Raw genomic sequence first — 21,893 nt, 5'->3', positions numbered from 1 at the left:
TAAGATATGATAAAGACTATTGGAAAGGTTCTGTATATAGTATATAAAGATACTCTTAAAGGTGATCCTTTTTGTATTTATAAGAAAGCATATATAAAATACAAAAAAGATGGTCTAAAGCCTATGATGAGTAGATTAAATGTAGAATATAAAAAATCTTCAAATACAATAGTAGCTAATCCTACAAAAGAAAGAAATACCTATGATAATTGGATAGAAACAAATGAAATAGATATTTTAGAAACAAGTAAATTAGAATATACACCCCTTATTTCAATAATAACACCAACATACAACACAGAAAAAAAATATCTAGTAGAAATGATAGAATCTGTGTTAGCACAAACATATACAAATTGGGAGTTATGTATAGCAGATGATGCGTCACAAAATAAAAATACAATCAAAACCCTAAAAGAATATGAAGTAAAATATCCTAATATAAAAGTAACATATAGAAAAGAAAATGGCCATATATCTGAAGCTTCAAATAGTGCTTTAGCATTAGCCTGGGGAGAATATATAGTTTTATTAGATCATGATGATTTACTTTCACCTAATGCCTTATATGAAATGGCAAAAAAACTAAATGAAAATAATGATTTAAAACTAATCTATAGTGATGAAGATAAAATAGATGAAAAAAACAATAGATTTTCACCTCACTTTAAATCAGGATGGAACCCTGATTTGTTTTTCTCTCAAAACTATCTTTGCCATTTAGTATTACTTAAAAAAAGTATAGTAGATAGTATAGGTGGATTTAGAAAAGGATATGAAGGAAGTCAAGATTATGATTTATTTTTAAGATACATAAATCAAATAAATTATAATCAAATTGATAGAATTGAAAAAGTGCTATATCATTGGAGAGCTATACAGGGTTCAACAGCTTTAAATGCAAATGAAAAAGACTATTCACATGAAGCTGGACGAAAAGCACTAGAAGACTATTTTCATAAAAAAGATAAAGATATTCTTGTAAAAGATGGATTACTTGTAAATACATATAAAATAGCTTATCCAATTGCTGAAAATCAACCAAAAGTAAGTATTATAATACCTACAAAAAATAAATACACTTTACTTAGTAAGTGTATCTCAAGTATTTTTGAAAAAACAACTTATAAAAACTATGAGATAATAATTGTAGATAATGGAAGTGATGGAAAAAAGATATTAAAGTATTTAAAGGACATTTCTAATATTGAAAATGTACAAGTTATAAAATATGATAAACCATTTAACTACTCAGCAATAAATAACTACGCGGTAAATTACTCTTCTGGGGAAATTGTAGCTTTAGTAAATAATGATGTAGAAGTTATAAGTGAAAACTGGCTTACACAAATGGTATCACATGCTACAAGAGAAGAGATAGGAGCAGTTGGTGCGATGTTATACTATGATAATAACACAATTCAACATGCAGGAGTGATACTAGGTATTGGTGGAGTTGCAGGACATAGCCATAAATATTTTGAAAAAGGCGACAATGGATATTTTTCAAGACTTAAAATAATACAAAATCTATCTGCAGTAACTGGAGCTTGTATAGTAGTAGAAAAAAAATTATACCAAGAAGTAAATGGTCTTGAAGAGCAAAATCTAAGAGTAGCTTTCAATGACGTAGACTTTTGTCTAAAACTTCTTGAATGTGGATATAGAAATCTATGGACTCCTTATGTTGAACTATATCATCATGAATCTTTAAGTAGAGGTGCAGAAGACAATCCTAAGAAAATAAAAAGATTCAATAAAGAAGTAAGATATATGAAAAATAAGTGGGAAAATATTTTGTTAAAAGATAAGTATTATAATAATAACCTTACACTAAAACATGAAAACTTTACTCTAAAAATAGGTGAAAAATTTGTTTAAAAAAATATTTAAAAAGAAAGAAATAGAAATAGAAACTTCAGATGTAATACAAGAAGAAGAAAAAGAAGAAGAAAAAGAAATAGAACCTAGATATAATAGAAATATTTTTTTTGTACATATTCCAAAAACTGCAGGCACAAGCTTTCGTAAGTCAGCAGAAGTAGAATTTGGTTTTGAAAATACTTTTTTTGATTATGGAGAAAAAGTTACTGATACTTCAGAGTTAATAAAAAATCTTGTATATAAAGAAAATGATTTTTATAAATTAAAACAATGTTTTAAAGAGCATAATAATGTATTTTTATCAGGACATATCTCAGTTGGTAAATATATGCATATATTTAATACCTTAGATGTGATTACATTTGTAAGAGAACCTATATCTCAAGTGGTTTCTCATTTTACACATTTTAAAACACGTCATAATTATAAAAAAAGTATTGAAGAGTTTATAGAAGAAAAAAGATTTCAAAACATACAGTCAAAATACTTAGCAGCGAAGCCATTGGAGCTTTTTGGTTTTATAGGATTGACAGAAGAGTATGATGAATCAATAAAAATAATAAATCATTATTTTAATACAGATATAAAACTATTGAAGACAAATATAAATAAACAATCAAACACTTTCAAAGAGTCACTAGATGATAAAATAATTGAAAGAATAAAAGAGCTTAATAAAGAAGATATTAAACTTTATAAAAAAGCAAAAGAACTTTTTGAAAACCATAAAAACTGTTTAGAAAAGGGAGAACCTTATACATATAAATATATACAAAGTAAAACTCCAGAGCTGACAAGAGGAATAGCTTTTCAAAGAGATAATAACAAAGAAGTTACAATAAAAATAGAAAATAATACTTCTAATATAAAAGCTAAAAGTTTTAGACCTGGTATGGTACAACATAACCTTCCTAGAGATGGTTTCGTAGGTTTCGAATATAAAATAAATAATATTAAAAAATAAGAGATAGGTGAAAGTATATGAAAACAGCATATTTTATATTAGGAATGCATAGAAGTGGAGCATCATCTTTAAGTGGTGTTTTAAATATCATGGGATTAGATTTTGGCTCAAATTTAATGCAAGGCGATAAAAATAATCCAAAAGGGTATTATGAAAACAACTTCATCTATGAACTAAATGAAAATATACTTAAAGAAAATAAATCATCATGGGATGATTATAATTTTAATATAAATGAAATATCTATAGAAAAAAAAGAAATATATATAAACAATATAACAAAACTTTTAGATAATGAGTTTAAATATAGTGAAAACTTCGTAATAAAAGATCCAAAAATATGCCTATTATTTCCTCTTTGGGAAGAAGCTTGTAGTAAACAAGATATAAATATAAAAGTAATCCTAGCTCGTAAAAATCCAATAGAAGTGGCACAATCTTTAAAAACAAAAAATAATTTTTCTCAAGAAAAATCCCTACTACTATGGAGTAAGTATTTTTTAAATGCAGAGTATCTAAGTAGAAAATATAATCGAATAACTATATTCTTCGATGATCTTATAAAAAAACAAGATGCTACAATAAAAGAACTTTTAAGTTTTACAAATTTTGATATTGAAGATACTACGAAAAAAGAAATAGTACAGTTTTTAGATAAGAATATTAAGCACAATATTTCAAAAGATAATCTAGAAAACGACTATAATCAAAGAGTTTTAGAGATTAAAGCTCTAAATAAAAATATAGATGAACTACTAAATGATTTAAAAAAAATACAAAATGATTCAGAAAAAGTAAAAAAAGAAAATTCAGATCTTCTTATTGATATCCAAAACTTAAACAAAGCAAAGAAAGAATTTAAAAATAAGTGCAATTTAGAATCTGAAGAAGTAGCTGATTTAAATAAAACTATAAATGAAATATTAAGTGATCTAGAACAAATAAAAGAATCAAAACAATCAATAATAAATAACAAAACACAAGAAATAAATGATCTAAAAAACAAACTAAGTACACAAGAAGATATAAATATAAAACTAGTACAAGAAATAGAAAGTTTAAATAAAGATATTGATGAAATACTAAAAGACTTTCTATCAATGAAAGAATCTAAATCTTGGCTATATACAAAGCCTATTAGAAAATTACAGAAATCTTTAAGAGGTAAATAATGTTTAACAAGGAAAAGAAAAGATTAAAAAATCTAAAAAAACGTATTGAAAAAAACAATTTATTTGACAAGATTTTTTATCTTAGAACATATCATGATGTTAGAGCTGCTGATATTCTACCAATTGACCATTATGTTAAATATGGAATAAAAGAAGATAGAAAACCAAATAAAGATTTTGATCCAATTTGGTATAAAGAATTTTATAAAGATGTAAAAGAAAGCGATATATATGCTTTTAATCATTATGTACTTTTTGGTCAAAAAGAAAATAGAGCAAGAAATGAAAAAGAATTTTTAAACAAAAAAAAAGATGAGATAAATAAGCAAGAAGAGATAAAATCTTCTATAAAAAAAGAATTATTTCAAAATATAAATAGTGATAGCTATTTATCTGTTAATCCTGATATAAAAAAAGATATAGAAAAAGGTCTTATACCTGATGCACAATCTCACTTTATATCATTTGGATATGATGAAATAAAATCAGGAAAAAGAAGACTAGGTATAGAGTATCCATTTTTTAATGAAGAAGAATATATAACTAATAATAAAAATGATGTTTATACTTCTGCTTTTAACCATTTTCTAGAATATGGACACAAAGAATTTTTATTATTAGAAAGAGAAATTGGGGGATATTATCCTTTTGAATTAACAAAAGAATTAATAGAAAAATTAAAAAACAATTTTGATGAAGAATCATATTTAATGGTAAATAATGATGTAAAAAAAGCGATAGAAAAAAAAGAAATACAAAATGGCTTTGAGCATTTTATTCAACATGGTATAACAGAAGTTAGATTTGGGAAAAGAAAAATTCATAAAGAACTTCCATTGATTAGTGAATCAATCTATTTATTATATTTTGAGGATGTTTTAGAAGCTGTTAAAAGTCATACTATAACTTCTCCATACGAGCATTTTTTGCTCCATGGTTTAAAAGAAATGTTAAATGGAATAAGACCTATTCCTAATAATACATATACATATATATATAAAGAACCTATAATAAACAATAAAATAATTAGTGAAATAAACAGTTTTTCTAGTAAACCTCTAATATCAATTATCATGCCTGTATATAATGTAGATGAAAAATGGATTGATTTAGCTATTAAATCACTTCATAATCAGTGGTATAAAAACTGGGAACTATGTATAGCAGATGATAAAAGTACAAAAGAAGAGACGATAAACTATCTAAAAAATATAAATGATGATAAAATCAAGATTAAGTTTTTGGAAAAAAACGTAAATATATCAGGTGCATCAAATGCAGCGTTAAAACTTGCAAATGGTGAGTATATAGCTCTAATGGACAATGACGATGAACTAACACCAAATGCACTATATGAAGTAGTAAAAACTATAAATAAAACAAATGCTGACTTTATTTATAGTGATGAAGATAAGTTAGAAATGGATGATTCATATTCAGAGCCTCATTTTAAACCTGATTTTGCTCCTGATATGTTCTTATCTCAAAACTATATAAGTCATCTAGGGGTGATAAGAAAGTCACTTATTGAAAGAGTTGGAGGATGGGCTGTCGGATTAGAAGGATCTCAAGATTATGACTTATATCTAAAAGTATTAGAACATACAAATAATATAGTTCATATTCCCAAAGTACTATATCATTGGAGAAAGGTTCCAGGATCTACTGCTGCTGAATTTAGTGATAAATCTTATGCTCAAGAAGCAGGGAAAAAGGCACTAGAAAATGCTATGAAAAGAAGAAATATACAAGCAGAAGTATTTAATGGAAAATATCCAGGGACTTATAAAGTTGAGTATAAAATCATAGATGATCCACTAGTGAGTATTATCATACCTTTTAAAGATAAACCAGAATTATTAAAAATGTGTATTGAGTCAATTCTTGAAAAATCTACATATAAAAATTTTGAAATAATTGGAATAAGTAATAATAGTCAAGAAAAAGAAACATTTGATGAAATGAATAGAATAAAAGAACTAGATAGAAGAATAAACTTCTATGAGTATAATGTACCTTTTAATTATTCAGATATTAATAATCATGCCGTTAACAATCATGCAAAAGGTGAATATATTTTACTTTTAAACAATGACATAGAAATCATTTCTACAAACTGGATAGAAGAAATGCTAATGCATGCACAAAGAAAAGATATAGGATGTGTTGGAGCGAAACTTTACTATCCAAATGATACTATTCAACATGCAGGTGTTACAATGGGTATATTGACTTTAGCAGGGCATAATTTCAAACATTTAGATAAAAATACTCCTGGATATATGGGACGAGAATCTATAATTCAAAATATATCAGCAGTAACAGCAGCTTGTCTAATGATAAAGAAATCAATCTATGACGAAGTAAAAGGACTAAATCAAGAGGATTTAAAAATCGCTTTCAATGATGTAGACTTTTGTCTAAGAGTGCAAGAAAAAGGATATAAAAATATTTATACTCCTTATTGTGAAGCTTATCATCATGAATCAATATCAAGAGGAACAGAAGACAATCCTGAAAAAGTAGAAAGATTTAATAAGGAAGTGAAATTTATGCAAAACAGACATAAAGATATACTTGAAAATGGAGATCCATTTTATAATATCAACTTAACTTTGACAAAAGAAAACTTTGAGATAAAAGGGAAAATACATGCCTAAAAATAAAGAACAAGTAGATATAAAAACTCTTATAAAGAAAAGTGGATTATTTGATAAAAACTTTTACTTAAAAACATATCGTGATGTTAGATTAGCAGATATAACACCATTGGAGCACTATATTCAAAAAGGTATGAAAGAAGACAGAAAACCAAATGAACACTTTGATCCTATTTGGTATCGAGAGTTTTACACTGATGTAAAAGAAGATGAAAGCTATCCTTTTATTCATTATATTTTATTTGGAAGAGATGAAAATAGGTTTGTAAATGAAAAGGAATCTAATCCTGATAAAGATATTGAAGATACAGAAGATGAATATAGTGATGAAGAATTAGAATACTACGAAAAACTACAAAAAAATGGTTTTGATTTAGAGTTTTATAAAAACTATTATGAAGATTTAGAAGCAATAGATGATGAAAACTTTGATCTTTTATTTCATTATATAAGATATGGAGAAAAAGAGCATAGGTCTATCAGTTTTATAGATTTATTAAAATCTAGAAATTTTAATGATGAAATAATTATTAAATTAAATAGATATTTAAAAAATGATTTTTATAAAACATTACAAAGTTTTAATACTATAGATATTAATATGAAATCATTTATAGATAATATAACTGGTATAAACTTTAATCCATTAAAGATTTCAAATAACAATATAATCAATAGCGAATTTTATTTACTTTTAGCAGAAAACTTTCTTATTATGAAAAATATAAGTGTAGCTGATAAGTATCTTAATCTATCTTTATACTTTGCAAAAAACCATAAAGTCTTAGAATACAAAGGTAATATAAATTTTGAACATCAAAATTATAAAGATGCAATTCTTTATTATAAAGAAGCATTATCCCTTAATAAACAATTAAAATTTGTCTATGAAAACCTTGCTGTTTGTTATGAAAATTTAAACGATTTAGAAAATGCTATAGACACACTATTAGAAGGTGTATTAGCTATACCTACATCTGCAGAACACTATAAACAAAAAATTAGTTTTTTATTGGAAGAATATTATCAAGAAAAAAAACATAGTTATTACAATAATTATCTTATTAACCAAGATAGAACGATGTTATTAAATAGTATTAACGATGTGACAAAATATACTTATGAAACATATTTTAAGCTATATAAAGGTGAAGATAAACTAGAAGAATATAACACTATAAACAAAAAAAATGTTTTAATAATAGCTGATTATCATGTAGAACAATGTGTAAGATATAGAATAGATCAAAAAGTTGAGCAGTTAGAAGCACAAAATTACAATGTAGAGACAATAGACTGGACAAAGCTTCATGAAAAGGAAGATATCGTTCCATTTTTTGATATAGTGATATTTTACAGAGTTCCTTCAAGAGTTAATATCATCAAAACACTTGCAAAGGTAAATGCTCTAAATAAAATCTCAATATATGAAATAGATGATTTACTATTTGATCCTATTTATCCTGATGATATTAAAAATTACGGAGGAAATGTTGATATAGATGCCTATCATAGTTTAACTTTAGGTATGACAAAGATGAACTCAATAGCTAAGCTTTGTCAATATGGTATGGCTTCAACTATACCTTTACAAGAAAAACTTCAAAGTATTGTGAGTAAAAAAGTTTGCTTACTTCATAGAAATGGATTAGACTCTTTTTCAACAGTGAGCGAGATAGAGAAAGCTAATAAAAACACAATTGATCTTTTTTATGGAAGTGGTACCCTAGCACATAATCAAGACTTTATTGACTTAGTTGTGCCAGCATTGGAAAGACTTTTCAAAGAGTTTAAACATCTACGAATGGTAATAGTAGGACATCTAACTCTTCCAAAAAAATTTTTAGACAAATACACTAAGCAAGTTGTTACTTTGCCAAAAGTTAATATAAAAGCATACTACAACTACTTAAAACAAGCAGATATAAATCTTGCAGTCTTACATAAAGATGAGATAACAGATACAAAAAGTGAGCTTAAATGGTTTGAAGCGGGATGTTTTTATATACCTTCTATAGTAAGTGGTACACAAAATTATTTAGATGTCATAAAAGAAGGAGAAGATGGCTTTATAGCAAATACACCTGAAGAATGGTATATAAATATAAAACAACTAATAGAAGATAAAACACTTAGAAAAAATATAGGCTCAAATGTAGCAAAAAGAATAAAAGACGAATATAGTATAGAATCTCTAGGATTAGAACTAAGTGAAAACTTAAACTTATTAGTAGATAAAAACTACACAAAACGTGATAAAAAAAGAAAAAAAATCGCCTTGGTAAATGTATTTTTCCCACCTGAATCAATCGGTGGAGCTACAAGAGTAGTAGCTGATAACTTTGATTTACTAATAGACAAATACAAAGACGAGTATGAAATATGTGTATTTACCTCTGAAATTGAGTGTTTAGAACCATATAAAATGTCTGCATACAACTACAAAGGTGCTAGAGTTTATAAAGCAAATATATTATATAGAGAACATATGGATTGGCACCCACAAGATGAAAATATGTATGATTTGTTTACAAAGTTTTTAGAGCTTGAAGCTCCTGATAAAGTTCACTTTCATTGTGTTCAAAGATTAACTGCATCTATAGTAGAAGCTACAAAAGATATGAAAATACCATATATAATCACAGCTCATGATGCATGGTGGATATCTGACCATCAGTTCTTAGTAGATAAAAATGACAAAGTCTATCCAGATGGTCATCCAGATCCATTTTACAAAAGAGTACTTAATGAAAATATGACTTTGGATATGTCTATAGAAAGATCTGCATATTTAAAGTCACTTTTACTAGATGCACAGCATATACTAACTGTATCTGAATCTTTTGCAGATATATATAGAAAAAATGGAATACCAGATATAAAAGTAACTAAAAATGGAATCTCTAGTAAGATAAAATGGCTAGAAAAAGACACCTCAAATACTCAAAAAGTAGTATGTGGTCATATAGGAGGTATGAGTTCTCATAAAGGTTTTGATATACTTAAAAAAGCAGTTATCAAACTACAACCTGAAAACCAAGAATACCTTATAGTAGACCACTCAAAAGATGAAGGATATATCTCTTTTGAAAAATGGGGTGAAGTAGATGTGAAGTTTATAGGAAGACAAAATCAAGACGAAATGGTAGCTTTATATAGTAAAATAGATGTACTTTTTGCACCTTCTATATGGCCTGAAAGTTTTGGACTAGTTACAAGAGAAGCAGCCGCTTGTGGATGTTGGATAGTAGCTAGTAACTTAGGTGGAATTGGGGAAGATGTAAGTGATGGGGAAAATGGCTTTGTCATAGAACCAACACAAACAGCAATAGAAAATACACTAGAAGAGATAGATAAAGATTGGATAAGATACAAAAGCCTAGCACCAAAAGGAAATGTATCTATAGTAGAAGAACAAGTGAAAAGTTTAGAGAAATTTTTAAATGATTGAAAAAAACAATACAAATTTTGATTCTGCAAAACAATTTGTTGAATTTGGATTAAATGAAAAAAAAGTCGGACATAGAGAATCTGCATCTGGACCAGGAAGTTATATAAATAACACAAAAGAAGTATCAGAATTTATACTTCAAATTGTAAAAAAATATAATATTAAATCTCTTCTTGATTTAGGTTGTGGAGATTGGAATTGGTTTTCTATACTTATAGACCAAATACGTAAAGAAAAAGGATTTGAAGATTTTAATTATATTGGTTGGGACTCTCATCCTAAATTAATAGACGAATTAAATAAAAAGTATGGAAATAAAAATACTACTTTTCAACTAAAAGATATTGTTACTGAAGAGTATCCAAAAGTTGATTTGATTATTTGTAGGGATGTTTTATTTCATATGAAACCTAGCATAATAACAGAAGTATTAGATAAAATATATTCAGCAGATTCAAAATATTTTCTTACAACTACTTATGATATTGATAAAAATCATGATGAAGAAAATATAAAAAAAAATAATAATATCCCAAATTGGTATTTTCATCTTATAAATTTGGATATTAGCCCATATGATCTTTCGAAAGATAAATTGGAACAAAGAGAAGAGATAAACTGTAAACATGATAAATATAATCGTTTTAGTGTTTTATATAAAATAAAAGAAAAAAGGGAAGTTATGATTGAAAATTTATTTTTAAGTGTTGGTGCGATGAAAGCTGGAACAACTTGGTTGTATGAGCAACTAAAAGACCATCCTGAGATTTATTTTACGCCAGAAAAAGAGATACACTATTTTGCAAATAAAGTAGGTATAGAAAATCAATTAAATCATCGTAATAGAATTTTAAAATTTAAACCCATAATGGAGAAATATGCAAAAGGTAATCCAGCTTTTATTTCTCAAAATATGGAAGAGATTTATTGGTATTCTAATTATGCAAGACCAAAAGAGATAGATAATGATTGGTATCAAAGTCTTTTTTCACTAAATAAAGACAGGAAGTTTAATGCAGATTTTTCTAATCTTTATTGCCAAATGGATAAAGATGGTTGGGATAATGTACGAAAAATTGGGAAAAATATAAAAGTAATATATACACTAAGAGATCCACTAAAAAGATTATGGTCACATTATAAGTTTCACATGAAATGGGTAAATAGAGAGGACGAAGCACTTGAAGTTGGGTTTGAACACTTTAAAGAACTTTTAGACAAACACTTTTTTTGGATAAATGCTGAGTATACAAGAAACTATAAACTACTCAAAGAAAATCTAAAGGATGATGAGTTGATGATACTTTATTTTGAAGACTTTAGAGAAGACCCTGTAAAAATGCTTTTAGAAGTACAAAGGTTTTTAGGTGTCGAAGAAATAGAACCAACTACAGAAAATCTAGAAAAGAAAGTAAATAAAACCAAAGAGTTTGAGTTACCTGAAGAATGGATGGAATATATGAAAATAAAACTTTCAGATGAAATGAAACAACTTAAAGAAATTGGGATTTGGCATGAGAAGTGGAAAATATCATGATTAAAAAAGAAGATTTTTTTCTTTTTAAAAAAAATGAATCTAATGATATTCTTGTAGTTTTTAGTGCAGCAACTGTTCCTATTGGTAAATTTTCATTTAGCAATCAATTTAAAGATGCTAACCTAAATATTTTATATCTTAATTGTCCAGAAAATACATGGTATTTAAAATCACCATTAGGTAAAAATGATGGGATTAAGTACTATAACAATATTGTTGAAAATATAATAAAAGAATACAATTTAAAAGGTACAAAAATAGCTTTAGGTGGTTCTATGGGAGCATATGGAGCATTATTGGTTGGTACAGCTTTAAATTTTGATCGTATTATATGCACAGGAATTGAAACCGAGTTATTTCTAGAAAATAGCAATAGTAAAAAATATTTTCTAAAAAAGAAGGGACTAGAGATACCTGATTTAAATAACTTGATTTGTTGTTCAAGCTTTAAAGAAGCTATTTTTATATTTGGAGAGAGAGATATAATTGATATTTTCTCTGCGGCAAAAATAAATCATGATGATAGAATAAAAATTATTCCATTAAAAAATCATACTCATTCAATACCCCCTGTACTTATGAATAAATTTGAACTATCTGACTTATTTTTAACTAATAATTTAATAGAAAAGATAGAAAGTTCATTTGAAATTGGGGATAGTATAGTTAATTCGAATTTAAATGAAATTGAGATTTTATATAGATTAATGATGGAATATCATATGTCTATATTAAAAAATCATACAAAAGCTCAAGCTATTGGTGTTTTTGAGAATACTAAATCTCGTAGTATAAAATCACTTGTAGCTTGCTGGTTAGGAAAATCGCTTGCGTTAATAAATCCTTCTGAATCAATATACTTCTTAATGCAATCAATAAAGTATAACTTGCATTTATCAGAATCTTATCCAGAACTTGTAAGATTATTAAGAAAAGAAAATATTGAAGAGTCTTTAAAATACAGTAGTTTAGTAGATACATTACATTCCCCTGATATTTTAGATTCTTCAATTGAACTATTATATGAACATGCAGTAAATTTATATTTAACAAAGAATTTTGAATATACAATTAAGTATATGAATTATTTTTTAGAATATCGTCCTAATCATCATCATGCAAAACTTCTTTTAGGAGAATCATTATTAGAAATTGGAGAGTTAAATCAAGGTTTAGAAATTCTTGAATCCATATATTCAAAAAGTAATAATAATCAAAAAAATAGAATTGAGGAAATCAAGGCTAGATTTAAATAAGATCTCTGAAAATCATATTCATATAATTAAAAAAAGAGATGAATTTATACCGATATCAAAAGAAAATCGTATCACAAAATATAGGAATTAAATATGAAAATCAAGATTAAAAAACTTTTAGATACTATAAATAGTAACTTTAAAGAAGAGTTTATATTAGAACTGTTATCATACTTTAGAAAAGAAATAAATTTAAAAAGAGAATATAATGCTTATTGATATTGAAAACCATTTATTAAATAATCCAATTTCAAATAAATTTGAAGATGAAGAGTTACTTAAAAATACACAAAAAAAAATTCATTCTTATTTACAAGATATGAATCATGATAAGCACAAATTTGCATTTATTCTGTCATATATCCCTCTTTCAAATTTTTCTGCATTTAAGATGGTTATTCTTTCAGTTGTTAAAAAAATATTGCTTGCTTCTAAACAAAATGAAATATTAATAATTATGACAGGTTCATATAAAAATAAAAAGTTTGTTGAACCAAATGAATTAAAAATGACAGATAAAGAATCCATTTACTTATTAAAATCTTATTTTACTTTTGAAGAGATATTAAGATTATCAATAATAAAAATAAAAAATTATAATAATGAGAAACCTATATCATATGCATATTCTAAAGCAATAGAAATTATAAAAGAATCTAATATTGGAACCTTGCTTTTAGCAAGAGACAATATAAGAACATTATATTTAGATGCATTGCTTTTTCAAAGTTTCCCAATAATTGATATTCCATTTAATCGAGAAAATTTGTTGAGCAGTTATTCTGATGGAGTTCTCACTCATTTTGACTTAAAATTTAAAGGTAATAAATATATATACAAATGTATATATAATTTAGTCTTAAATAAGTATGAAATAAATTATGAACACTATAATAAGCTATTCAAATCTAAGCCTTCAAATAAAATAAAGTTAATATCAGTTATCGGATCAAATAGAATTGCAAGAGCATTAGAAAAACTAGATAAAAGATTATTGAACAAATTATTGAACTTAATAATCTCCAATAAACTTGTCAGTTGGACTATTGTTGGCAATAGTAATGTTAGTGATTATTTAAATATAAACCCTTTACTTGATAAATGCATATTAAATAATATTATAGAAATTAAAGGTTCTATTCAAAATATACAAGAATATATATCAAGGTTTGATATTTATATTCAGCCACCAACTCTATCTGGAGGAGGAAGAGTTGCTGGAGTTAATGCTTCCCTCGCAAAAATGCCTGTTGTTCTGTTTAACAAAGCTGATTGCGAGGCTCGTTTACCATTACTAAAAAAAGCACCAAACTTTGAAGATGGAATCATCTTATTAGAAGAGTTATTAAATAATCCTGATTTAATAGAAATAAAAGGTATGGAGAATTATAAACATTTACTTACTCAAACTAATCTAAATGATACCTTGTTTAATGACTTTCTTTCAAAGATATTTATAAATAAACACGAGAAATTTAAGGAAAGTTTAAAATGATAAACGTAACAAAAACCTATTTACCAAACAAAGAAAAATATCAAAAATATGTAGATGAGATATTTGAAAGTGGTTGGATTACAAACAATGGTCCAATACTAAAAAAACTAGAAAGACGACTTGCCGAGCACTTAGGTGTAAAAAATGTAGTATTAGTTTCAAATGGTACAGTAGCATTAGAGATAGCATATAGAACACTTGATATAGAAGGTTTTGCTATTACTACTCCTTTTTCATTTGTTGCTACTACTAGTTCTCTTGTGACAAATAATATCTTACCAATATTTGCAGATATAGATAAAAAAACACTAAATCTAAATCCAAAAAATATAGAAAAACTTATCACTCCAAACACTAGTGCTATAGTCCCTGTTCATGTATTTGGAAATGCTTGTGAAGTAGAAGAAATAGAACAAATAGCAAAGAAACATAACCTAAAAGTTATATACGATGCAGCTCATGCCTTTGATGTAAAATACAAAGATAAAAGTATACTAAATTATGGAGATATATCAACTCTTAGTTTCCATGCGACAAAGCTATTTCACACAATAGAAGGAGGAGCCTTAATCATCAATGATGATGAACTCGCTCAAAAAGCAAGATACCTTATAAACTTTGGTATACAAAATTCAGAATCTATTCCACACTTAGGAACAAATGCTAAGATGAATGAATTTGAAGCAGCTATGGGATTATGTATCTTAGATGATATAGAAAAAATAAAACAAAGTAGAAAAGAGGTAATAGTATATTATCAAAAAGAGTTAGAAAGTTTAGTAGAGTTTCAAGAACAAAATCAAAATGCTACAGAAAATTATAGTTACTTTCCCGTAGTATTCAAAAGTGAAACAGAACTTTTAAAAGTGCAAAAAGCACTAAATGAAAAAGATATAAACCCAAGAAGATATTTTTATCCATCACTTGATACCTTAAATTATATAGAGCCAAAACAAGAGTGTAAAATATCAAGAGATATAAGTAAAAGAATACTTTGTTTGCCTGTTTATTTTGAACTTGAAAAAGAGATTTATGAAAAAATTATAAAAACAATAAAGGAAAATATCTAAATGCAAAAGAAAATTTTATTTTTAGGTGGATCAAAATTTCAAATACCACCAATCAAATATGCTAAAGAACAAGGTCACTATGTAATAACTTGTGATTATCTTCCTGAAAATCCAGGTCATAAATATGCAGATGAATATCATAATGTTAGTACAACAGATAAAGAAGCAATATTAGAGTTAGCGAAAAAACTTAATATTGATGGAATAGTAGCTTATGCATCAGATCCAGCAGCTCCTACCCAAGCATATGTAGGAAATAAATTAGGTCTTCCTTCAAATCCATATAAATCAGTAGAAATACTAGCTAGAAAAGATTTATTTCGAGATTTTTTAGAAAAGCATAATTTTCTTGTTCCTAAATCAAAAAGTTTTTATAAACTAAAAGATGGAAAAGATTGGATAGAAGAGTTAACTTTCCCTATCATTGTTAAACCAGTTGATTCTTCAGGAAGTAAAGGTGTAACAAAAGTAGAAAATAAAGATGATCTTTCAAAAGCTTTTGAATATGCACTTACATTTTCAAGAGAAAAAAAAATTGTATTAGAAGAATTTTTTGTAAGAGATGGATATCAAGTTGCAGGTGATGGTTTTGTAGTTGATGGTAAATTAGCTTTTAGATGTTGGGCTAATGAACACTTTGATAAATTATGTAATCCTTTAGTACCTATTGGAGAAAGTTTTCCTTCTATTATGAATAATTATACTTTAGAACAATGTCACATGGAAACTCAAAGGTTATTAGATTTACTTGGCATAAAAATAGGTGCTTTGAATTTTGACTTTCATTACAATAAAAATGGAGATTTTTCATTTTTAGAACTTGGACCTAGAAATGGTGGTAACCTAATTCCAGAAGTTATAAAATATTCAACAAATGTAGATTTAATAAAATATACAGTGGATTCAGCTTTAGGATTAGATTGTAGTGATCTAGAAATGAAAGAAACAAAAAGTTTTTATTCTAGCTATATGCTACATTCTTTAACAGATGGAATTATAAAAGATATTTGGTATAGTGATAAAATAAAATCGAATATTATTGAAAAAATGATAGATGTAAAAATTGGTGATATTGTTTATAAATTTAATGGTTCAAATCATACTCTGGGAACAATGATAATGAAATTTAAAACTCAAGAAGAAATGCTTGAAAAAATGGATAATATGGAAAAATATCTTAAGGTAATAGTAGAATGATCAAAGAAATTGGTGGATATTTCGAATTAGAATTACCAAATGGTGATGAGTATCATAATAATTTAATGAAACTAAATAGTGGAAGAAGTTGTTTTAAATATATTCTAAAAGCTCAAAAGCCAAATAAAGTTTATATACCAAACTATATATGTGACAGTGTTATAGAACCACTTGAAGAACTAAATATAAAATATGAATTTTATAATATAGATGAAAACTTTGAAATAATCCAAGATATAAGTCTAAAAGAAGATGAAAATCTTTTTTATGTAAACTATTTTGCTTTAAAATCAAAATATATAAAAAAATTAGCTGACAGATATTCAAATAAATTGATAATAGACAATACGCAAGCATTTTTTGAAAAACCTTTAAATAATATAGATACCATATATAGCCCAAGAAAGTTTTTTGGTGTTTGCGATGGGGGGTATTTAAGTACAAATAAACTTCTAAATGAAGATTTAGAACAAGATGAATCTTATAACCATTCAATTCAACTTTTAGGTAGACTTGATAAAGATGCAAGTTCATTTTATGATAATTATCAAAAAGCAGAACAAAAACTAATAAACCAACCAATTAAAATCATCTCAAAGCTTACTCAAAAAATTCTATCTTCTATTGATTATGAAAATGCGAAGAAAATAAGAAGAGAAAATTTTGATTTTTTACATAATAAGTTAAAAGGAATAAATCTTTTGAATATTGAAAATAATTTGGATTTTGTTCCATTTGTGTATCCGTTGATGATAGAAGATAAAAGTTTAAGAGAAAAACTTATTAAAAATAAAATTTACATAGCTAAATATTGGAATGAAGTTTTAGAAAGAAAAAATATTTCTGAAATAGAAAAAAGTTTCGTAAATAAAATTATACCTTTACCTTGTGATAATAGATATAGGTTAGATGATATGAATAAAATAGTAGAAGTTATAAAAGGAAGTTATAAAAATGTATAAGAATGATGAAGAGATTAAAAGAGTTAAAGGTTTCAAAAGAAATAGTTCTTTAGAAGATTTCCTTTTAGAAGTTAACAATGATTTATGGAATACAGAAAAGAACCTTTTAGATATAAAAGAACCGAAGTATCCACTGATTTTTATAATGGGACCACATAGAAGTGGGAGTACATTATTCCTACAATGGATAGCAAACTTAAACTTGGCATATCCTACAAATATGATGTCAAGGTTTTATAAAACACCTATAATAGCTAGTAAAATACAAAGACTTTTAACAGATGAAGAATATAACTACAGAAATGAAATAAGAGACTTTAATAGTGATATTAATTTTAGCAGTGAAAATGGTAAAACAAAAGGAGCATTAGCACCCAATGAATTTTGGTATTTTTGGAGAAGATTTTTACCTTTTAAAGAATTAGACTATTTACCAACAGAGGAACTTTTTGAAAAAGTAGATATAGATATTTTAAAGTCAGAATTTGCAGGAATAGTAGATGTATTTGAAAAACCTTTTGCTTTGAAAGGAATGATATTAAACTATAATATTGACTTTTTAGACAAAATATTTGAAAAAGCAATATTTATATATACAAAGAGAGATCCCCTTACAAATATAGAATCAGCTCTAAAAGCAAGAGAAAAACAATTAGGAAGCATTGAAGAATGGTACTCATTTAAAATACCAGAATATGAAGAGCTTAAAGAGTTAAATCCATATGAACAAGTTGCTGGACAAATTTATCATATAAATAAAGCTCTAGAATCGGGACTTAATAATGTATCAGAGAACAAAAAGATGATTGTAAATTATGAAGAGTTTTGTGAAAATCCTAAGAAGTTTTATAATGAATTAAAAAAGAAACTACAAATGCAAGGGTATAGTTTAGAAGGTGAATATAAAGGTGAATATAAATTTAATGTGACTCGTAAAGATGTGAAAGATAAAAATATAATCGAAGCTTATAATAAATTTTGTAAATAAATATTATATCTATAAAAAACTTTTTAGATATAATTATGACCAGAGTGAAATATATATCAATTAATTAATATTATAGCCTATTTTAGATAAAATAACTTCAAGTTTTATATTTAAAACTTGAAGTAGCATAATAACTCCCAATAGGTTCTTATATGACAAAAAGAAAACCCTTCACCATTTTCAAGTCTTCTATCTTCGCACTATTTCTTATAGAGATGTACGACTCAGTAGGTATCAAAAAGTCAGGATATTTTTGGCTTTTTTTTGATGTACTATTTATAGTTTTTATTTTCGCAGGAGTTCGTGGCTTTCTTCGAGGTCTTCATATACCAGGACTTGATAGTATAGTTTTTTTAGCTATAAATGTATCTGCATTTTTCTACTTTAGAACCACAGTTCAAATGCTAATGAGCTCTTTTGGAGGAGCTAGTAAAAAGCTATTTGATTATAGACAGATTAAGCCTATAGATATAGTGATTTCAAAGTTTATATTTAATACCTTCATAAGAATACTTGCAGTTTTTATACTACTTTTTATAGGTTGGTACTTTGAGTTTGATTTGAGTATCAAAGACTTCAACATGGTGATGCTTGCAGTTCTTTGGTTGGCTGTTTTTTCCTTTGGTATAGGAATGCTTAGTGCAGTTCTTGGAAACTTTTTTGAAGCATATAAAAAAATCTTAGGATTTATGATGCTTCCTTTGCTTTTTACTTCGGCTGTTTTTTATACTGTTGATTCGCTACCTGCTGAGTTTAGAGTATATATCTTGTATAATCCTGTAGTACATTTTATGGAACTACTTCATGGTAGTTATTTTCATGTTTTAGATACTAAGTATGTTGATTATATATACATGACCTATTGGACTGTTATTCCTCTATTTTTAGGATTATACTTATATGCAAAAAGTGAAGAGAATATTATAGCATCATGATTAGACTAATAAACGCAACAAAATACTACAAAACTCAAGGTGAGAAAAAATACATCCTAAAAGATGTAAGCCTAACAATCCCAAGTGGAGTAAATGTAGGAATAGTCGGTAAAAATGGTATGGGAAAATCTACCTTTCTAAAAATCCTAGCAGGTATAGATTTCACAACATCAGGTCATATAGTATCAAACAACTCTTTTTCATGGGTTATGGGTCTAGCAAAAGGTTTACAGCCAGCTATGACAGGTAGACAAAATGTCAAATTCATCTGTAGAATCTACGGCAAAGACGAAGATGAGATAAGAGAGGTTTGTAACTATGTAAAAGAGTTTTCAGAGTTAGAAGACTACTTTGAAATGCCTATCAACTTATACTCAAATGGTATGAAATCCCGTCTTACATTTGGTATGAGTTTAGCCTTTGATTTTGACTATCTAATAATAGATGAAATACTTTCAGTTGGTGATGCAGGATTTAAACAAAAATCTAGAAAAGCCCTAGAAGAAAAAATGCTACATTCAAATATATTGATGGTAAGTCACTCAATGGACGAACTAAGAGAACTTTGTGATGTAGGACTGCTTATAGATAAAGGTCAAGTTACTTACTATGATCATATAGAAGATGCTATTCAAGCGTATAATAAACTAAATCAACTCCAAGCAAAAAAGATATGCTCTAACGATGATTTAGTCTTTGCAAATATTCAAGAAGTAGCAAAGCACTATAAAGTAAGACCAAAAAGTATCCAACAAGCTCTTACAAAAAATGGTTCTCATTTATGGTTAAAAAAAGTATTTTGGTACGAAGGTTCAGAAAAGATAGAGTTTAAAGTATGGGAAAAGCTAAGAGATGATAAAGAAGCTATTATTGCATCTGATGGTTTAGTCTTCACAAGTACAAAAGAAGCTTACTATTTTTACAAAAATGCCTTCCCAAATGTCAACTTAGATCTACACCATATAGATGAAGTAATACAAAGAGATGGCGACTCCAAACTACTAAACACAAAATTCCAATATATAAGCGAGTATTATGAAAAACACAAACTTTAAAAAAAACAGAATCAAGTATTTATTTATATTTATATTTATCATCTTAAATATATACTATTTACTAATCAAAACAGAACTATATGAATCAAGAACAGCTCTAATAGTTAGAGATATGTCTCAAAATACTGCAGGCTCAAGCTTAGGTCTTTCTCTTTTAGGAATAAATGAACCCTCATCACAACTGCAAGATTCAAAAATAGTTGAAGAGTATCTAAAATCACTTGAAGTATTTAAAATGCTAGATGAAAAGTTCAACTTAACACAACACTATAAGAGTGATGATATTGATTTTATAGGACGTTTATCTAGTGATGCTACTGTTGAAAAAGTACTTGAGTATTATAATAATCACTTAAATGTTAATTATGATGAAATATCAGGAATACTAAATATTTCATTTAGTCATATAGAACCTAAAAGAACTCAAGAGATACTAGAGTTTTTAGTAGAAAATGTAGAATTTCAAATCAATGAATTCAATAGAATAAAAGCAAAAAAAGAGTTAGAGTTTGTCCAAAAAGAGTTTTTAGCAGCAAAGAAGAAAATGGAAGATTCTTCTAAAAAACTAGAAGATTATCAAAACAAGCATCTTTTACTAGATCCAAGTACTCAAGCTAGCTCGTCAAATAGTATCCTTTCACAATTGGATTCTCAAATCACAAAGAAAACGATTGAGTATTCTACAAAGAAAAACTACTTAAACACTAATAGTTATGAGTTATTATCTTTGAAAAATGAAATCAATGAAATGAAAGCTTCGATGAAAAACCTAAAAGGTAAATTATCAGGAAATCAAGACAATAGACTAAACAAAGTTCTTTTTGCTTATGAAAAACTAAAACTTCAATCAGAGTTTGATACAGAAGTATATAAAAATGTATTAATACAACTTGAAACTACAAAGATAGATGTGATGAAAAACAATAAAACACTTAGTATTTTAAGTAAAGCTAACCTACCTGATGGATATACATATCCAGATAAACCAAAAGTATTTGTTACCATACTAATATTAACACTTTTACTATATGGTATATTTGCAATGTTAGGTTCAATTATTAGAGATCATAAAGAATAAGTAAATAAAGAATAGGAAAATAAATATGGAAATAAGCCCAGAAAGATTAACACATTTAAAACAGCTTGAAGCTGAATCTATGCACATTATGAAAGAAGTAGTAGCAGAGTTTCAAAACCCTGGAATGCTTTATAGTGTAGGGAAAGATAGCTCAGTAATGTTACATATATTACAAAAAGCATTTTACCC

The 21,893-nt window shown here is 26.6% G+C and carries 16 protein-coding genes and 1 pseudogene; all 17 read left to right on the top strand.

Features of this window, described 5'->3' with window-relative positions:
• Nucleotides 1–6: 6 nt before the first annotated feature.
• The gene (locus KO488_RS04805) at nt 7–1,881 is read left to right on the top strand and encodes a glycosyltransferase family 2 protein (protein WP_216057656.1); all 1,875 of its coding nucleotides are present in this window, start codon (nt 7–9) and stop codon (nt 1,879–1,881) included.
• Nucleotides 1,874–2,848: a sulfotransferase family 2 domain-containing protein gene (locus KO488_RS04800; RefSeq protein ID WP_216057655.1), complete on the top strand. Its 975-nt coding sequence runs from the start codon at nt 1,874–1,876 to the stop codon at nt 2,846–2,848. The genes KO488_RS04805 and KO488_RS04800 overlap by 8 nt, the downstream gene beginning before the upstream one ends.
• Nucleotides 2,849–2,865: 17 nt before the next feature.
• Nucleotides 2,866–4,020: a sulfotransferase family protein gene (locus KO488_RS04795; RefSeq protein WP_216057654.1), complete on the top strand. Its 1,155-nt coding sequence runs from the start codon at nt 2,866–2,868 to the stop codon at nt 4,018–4,020.
• Nucleotides 4,020–6,680 (top strand): glycosyltransferase family 2 protein, encoded by a 2,661-nt coding sequence (locus tag KO488_RS04790; protein ID WP_216057653.1) that lies wholly within the window; start codon nt 4,020–4,022, stop codon nt 6,678–6,680. The genes KO488_RS04795 and KO488_RS04790 overlap by 1 nt, the downstream gene beginning before the upstream one ends.
• Nucleotides 6,673–10,131: a glycosyltransferase gene (locus tag KO488_RS04785; RefSeq protein WP_216057652.1), complete on the top strand. Its 3,459-nt coding sequence runs from the start codon at nt 6,673–6,675 to the stop codon at nt 10,129–10,131. The genes KO488_RS04790 and KO488_RS04785 overlap by 8 nt, the downstream gene beginning before the upstream one ends.
• A complete protein-coding gene (locus tag KO488_RS04780) occupies nt 10,124–11,668 on the top strand; it encodes a sulfotransferase domain-containing protein (protein ID WP_216057651.1) in 1,545 nt (514 codons plus the stop codon). Before KO488_RS04785 ends, KO488_RS04780 begins: the two co-directional genes overlap by 8 nt.
• Nucleotides 11,665–12,924: a tetratricopeptide repeat protein gene (locus KO488_RS04775; RefSeq protein WP_216057650.1), complete on the top strand. Its 1,260-nt coding sequence runs from the start codon at nt 11,665–11,667 to the stop codon at nt 12,922–12,924. Before KO488_RS04780 ends, KO488_RS04775 begins: the two co-directional genes overlap by 4 nt.
• Nucleotides 12,925–13,017: 93 nt before the next feature.
• The gene (locus KO488_RS15320; RefSeq protein ID WP_266099290.1) at nt 13,018–13,143 is read left to right on the top strand and encodes a hypothetical protein; all 126 of its coding nucleotides are present in this window, start codon (nt 13,018–13,020) and stop codon (nt 13,141–13,143) included.
• Nucleotides 13,133–14,419: a hypothetical protein gene (locus tag KO488_RS04770; protein ID WP_216057649.1), complete on the top strand. Its 1,287-nt coding sequence runs from the start codon at nt 13,133–13,135 to the stop codon at nt 14,417–14,419. Before KO488_RS15320 ends, KO488_RS04770 begins: the two co-directional genes overlap by 11 nt.
• Nucleotides 14,416–15,489, top strand: a complete 1,074-nt coding sequence (locus tag KO488_RS04765; RefSeq protein ID WP_216057648.1) for a DegT/DnrJ/EryC1/StrS family aminotransferase — start codon at nt 14,416–14,418, stop codon at nt 15,487–15,489. Before KO488_RS04770 ends, KO488_RS04765 begins: the two co-directional genes overlap by 4 nt.
• Nucleotides 15,490–16,686: an ATP-grasp domain-containing protein gene (locus KO488_RS04760; protein ID WP_216057647.1), complete on the top strand. Its 1,197-nt coding sequence runs from the start codon at nt 15,490–15,492 to the stop codon at nt 16,684–16,686. It abuts the gene before it with no gap.
• Nucleotides 16,683–17,648 carry a hypothetical protein gene (locus tag KO488_RS04755; RefSeq protein ID WP_216057646.1) on the top strand — a complete coding sequence of 322 codons (966 nt, stop codon included), beginning with the start codon at nt 16,683–16,685 and terminating at the stop codon, nt 17,646–17,648. The genes KO488_RS04760 and KO488_RS04755 overlap by 4 nt, the downstream gene beginning before the upstream one ends.
• Nucleotides 17,641–18,636, top strand: coding sequence for a sulfotransferase (locus tag KO488_RS04750; RefSeq protein WP_216057645.1), 996 nt, complete (start codon nt 17,641–17,643; stop codon nt 18,634–18,636). Before KO488_RS04755 ends, KO488_RS04750 begins: the two co-directional genes overlap by 8 nt.
• Before the next feature lie 152 nt (nt 18,637–18,788).
• Nucleotides 18,789–19,571 carry an ABC transporter permease gene (locus tag KO488_RS04745; protein ID WP_216057644.1) on the top strand — a complete coding sequence of 261 codons (783 nt, stop codon included), beginning with the start codon at nt 18,789–18,791 and terminating at the stop codon, nt 19,569–19,571.
• Complete coding sequence (locus KO488_RS04740) at nt 19,568–20,626, top strand: ABC transporter ATP-binding protein (protein ID WP_216057643.1); 1,059 nt, start codon at nt 19,568–19,570, stop codon at nt 20,624–20,626. Before KO488_RS04745 ends, KO488_RS04740 begins: the two co-directional genes overlap by 4 nt.
• Entirely contained in the window at nt 20,607–21,704 is a 1,098-nt protein-coding gene (locus KO488_RS04735) for a hypothetical protein (RefSeq protein ID WP_216057642.1), read from the top strand. Before KO488_RS04740 ends, KO488_RS04735 begins: the two co-directional genes overlap by 20 nt.
• A gap of 25 nt (nt 21,705–21,729) precedes the next feature.
• Nucleotides 21,730–21,893: pseudogene (locus KO488_RS15435) on the top strand (sulfate adenylyltransferase small subunit); the annotation flags it as partial.

The organism is Poseidonibacter lekithochrous, from assembly GCF_018861145.1.
Classification (GTDB): Bacteria; Campylobacterota; Campylobacteria; order Campylobacterales; family Arcobacteraceae; genus Poseidonibacter; species Poseidonibacter lekithochrous_A.
Note: the sequence above shows the minus strand (reverse complement) of the source record. Positions and strands in the feature narration are given on the sequence as shown.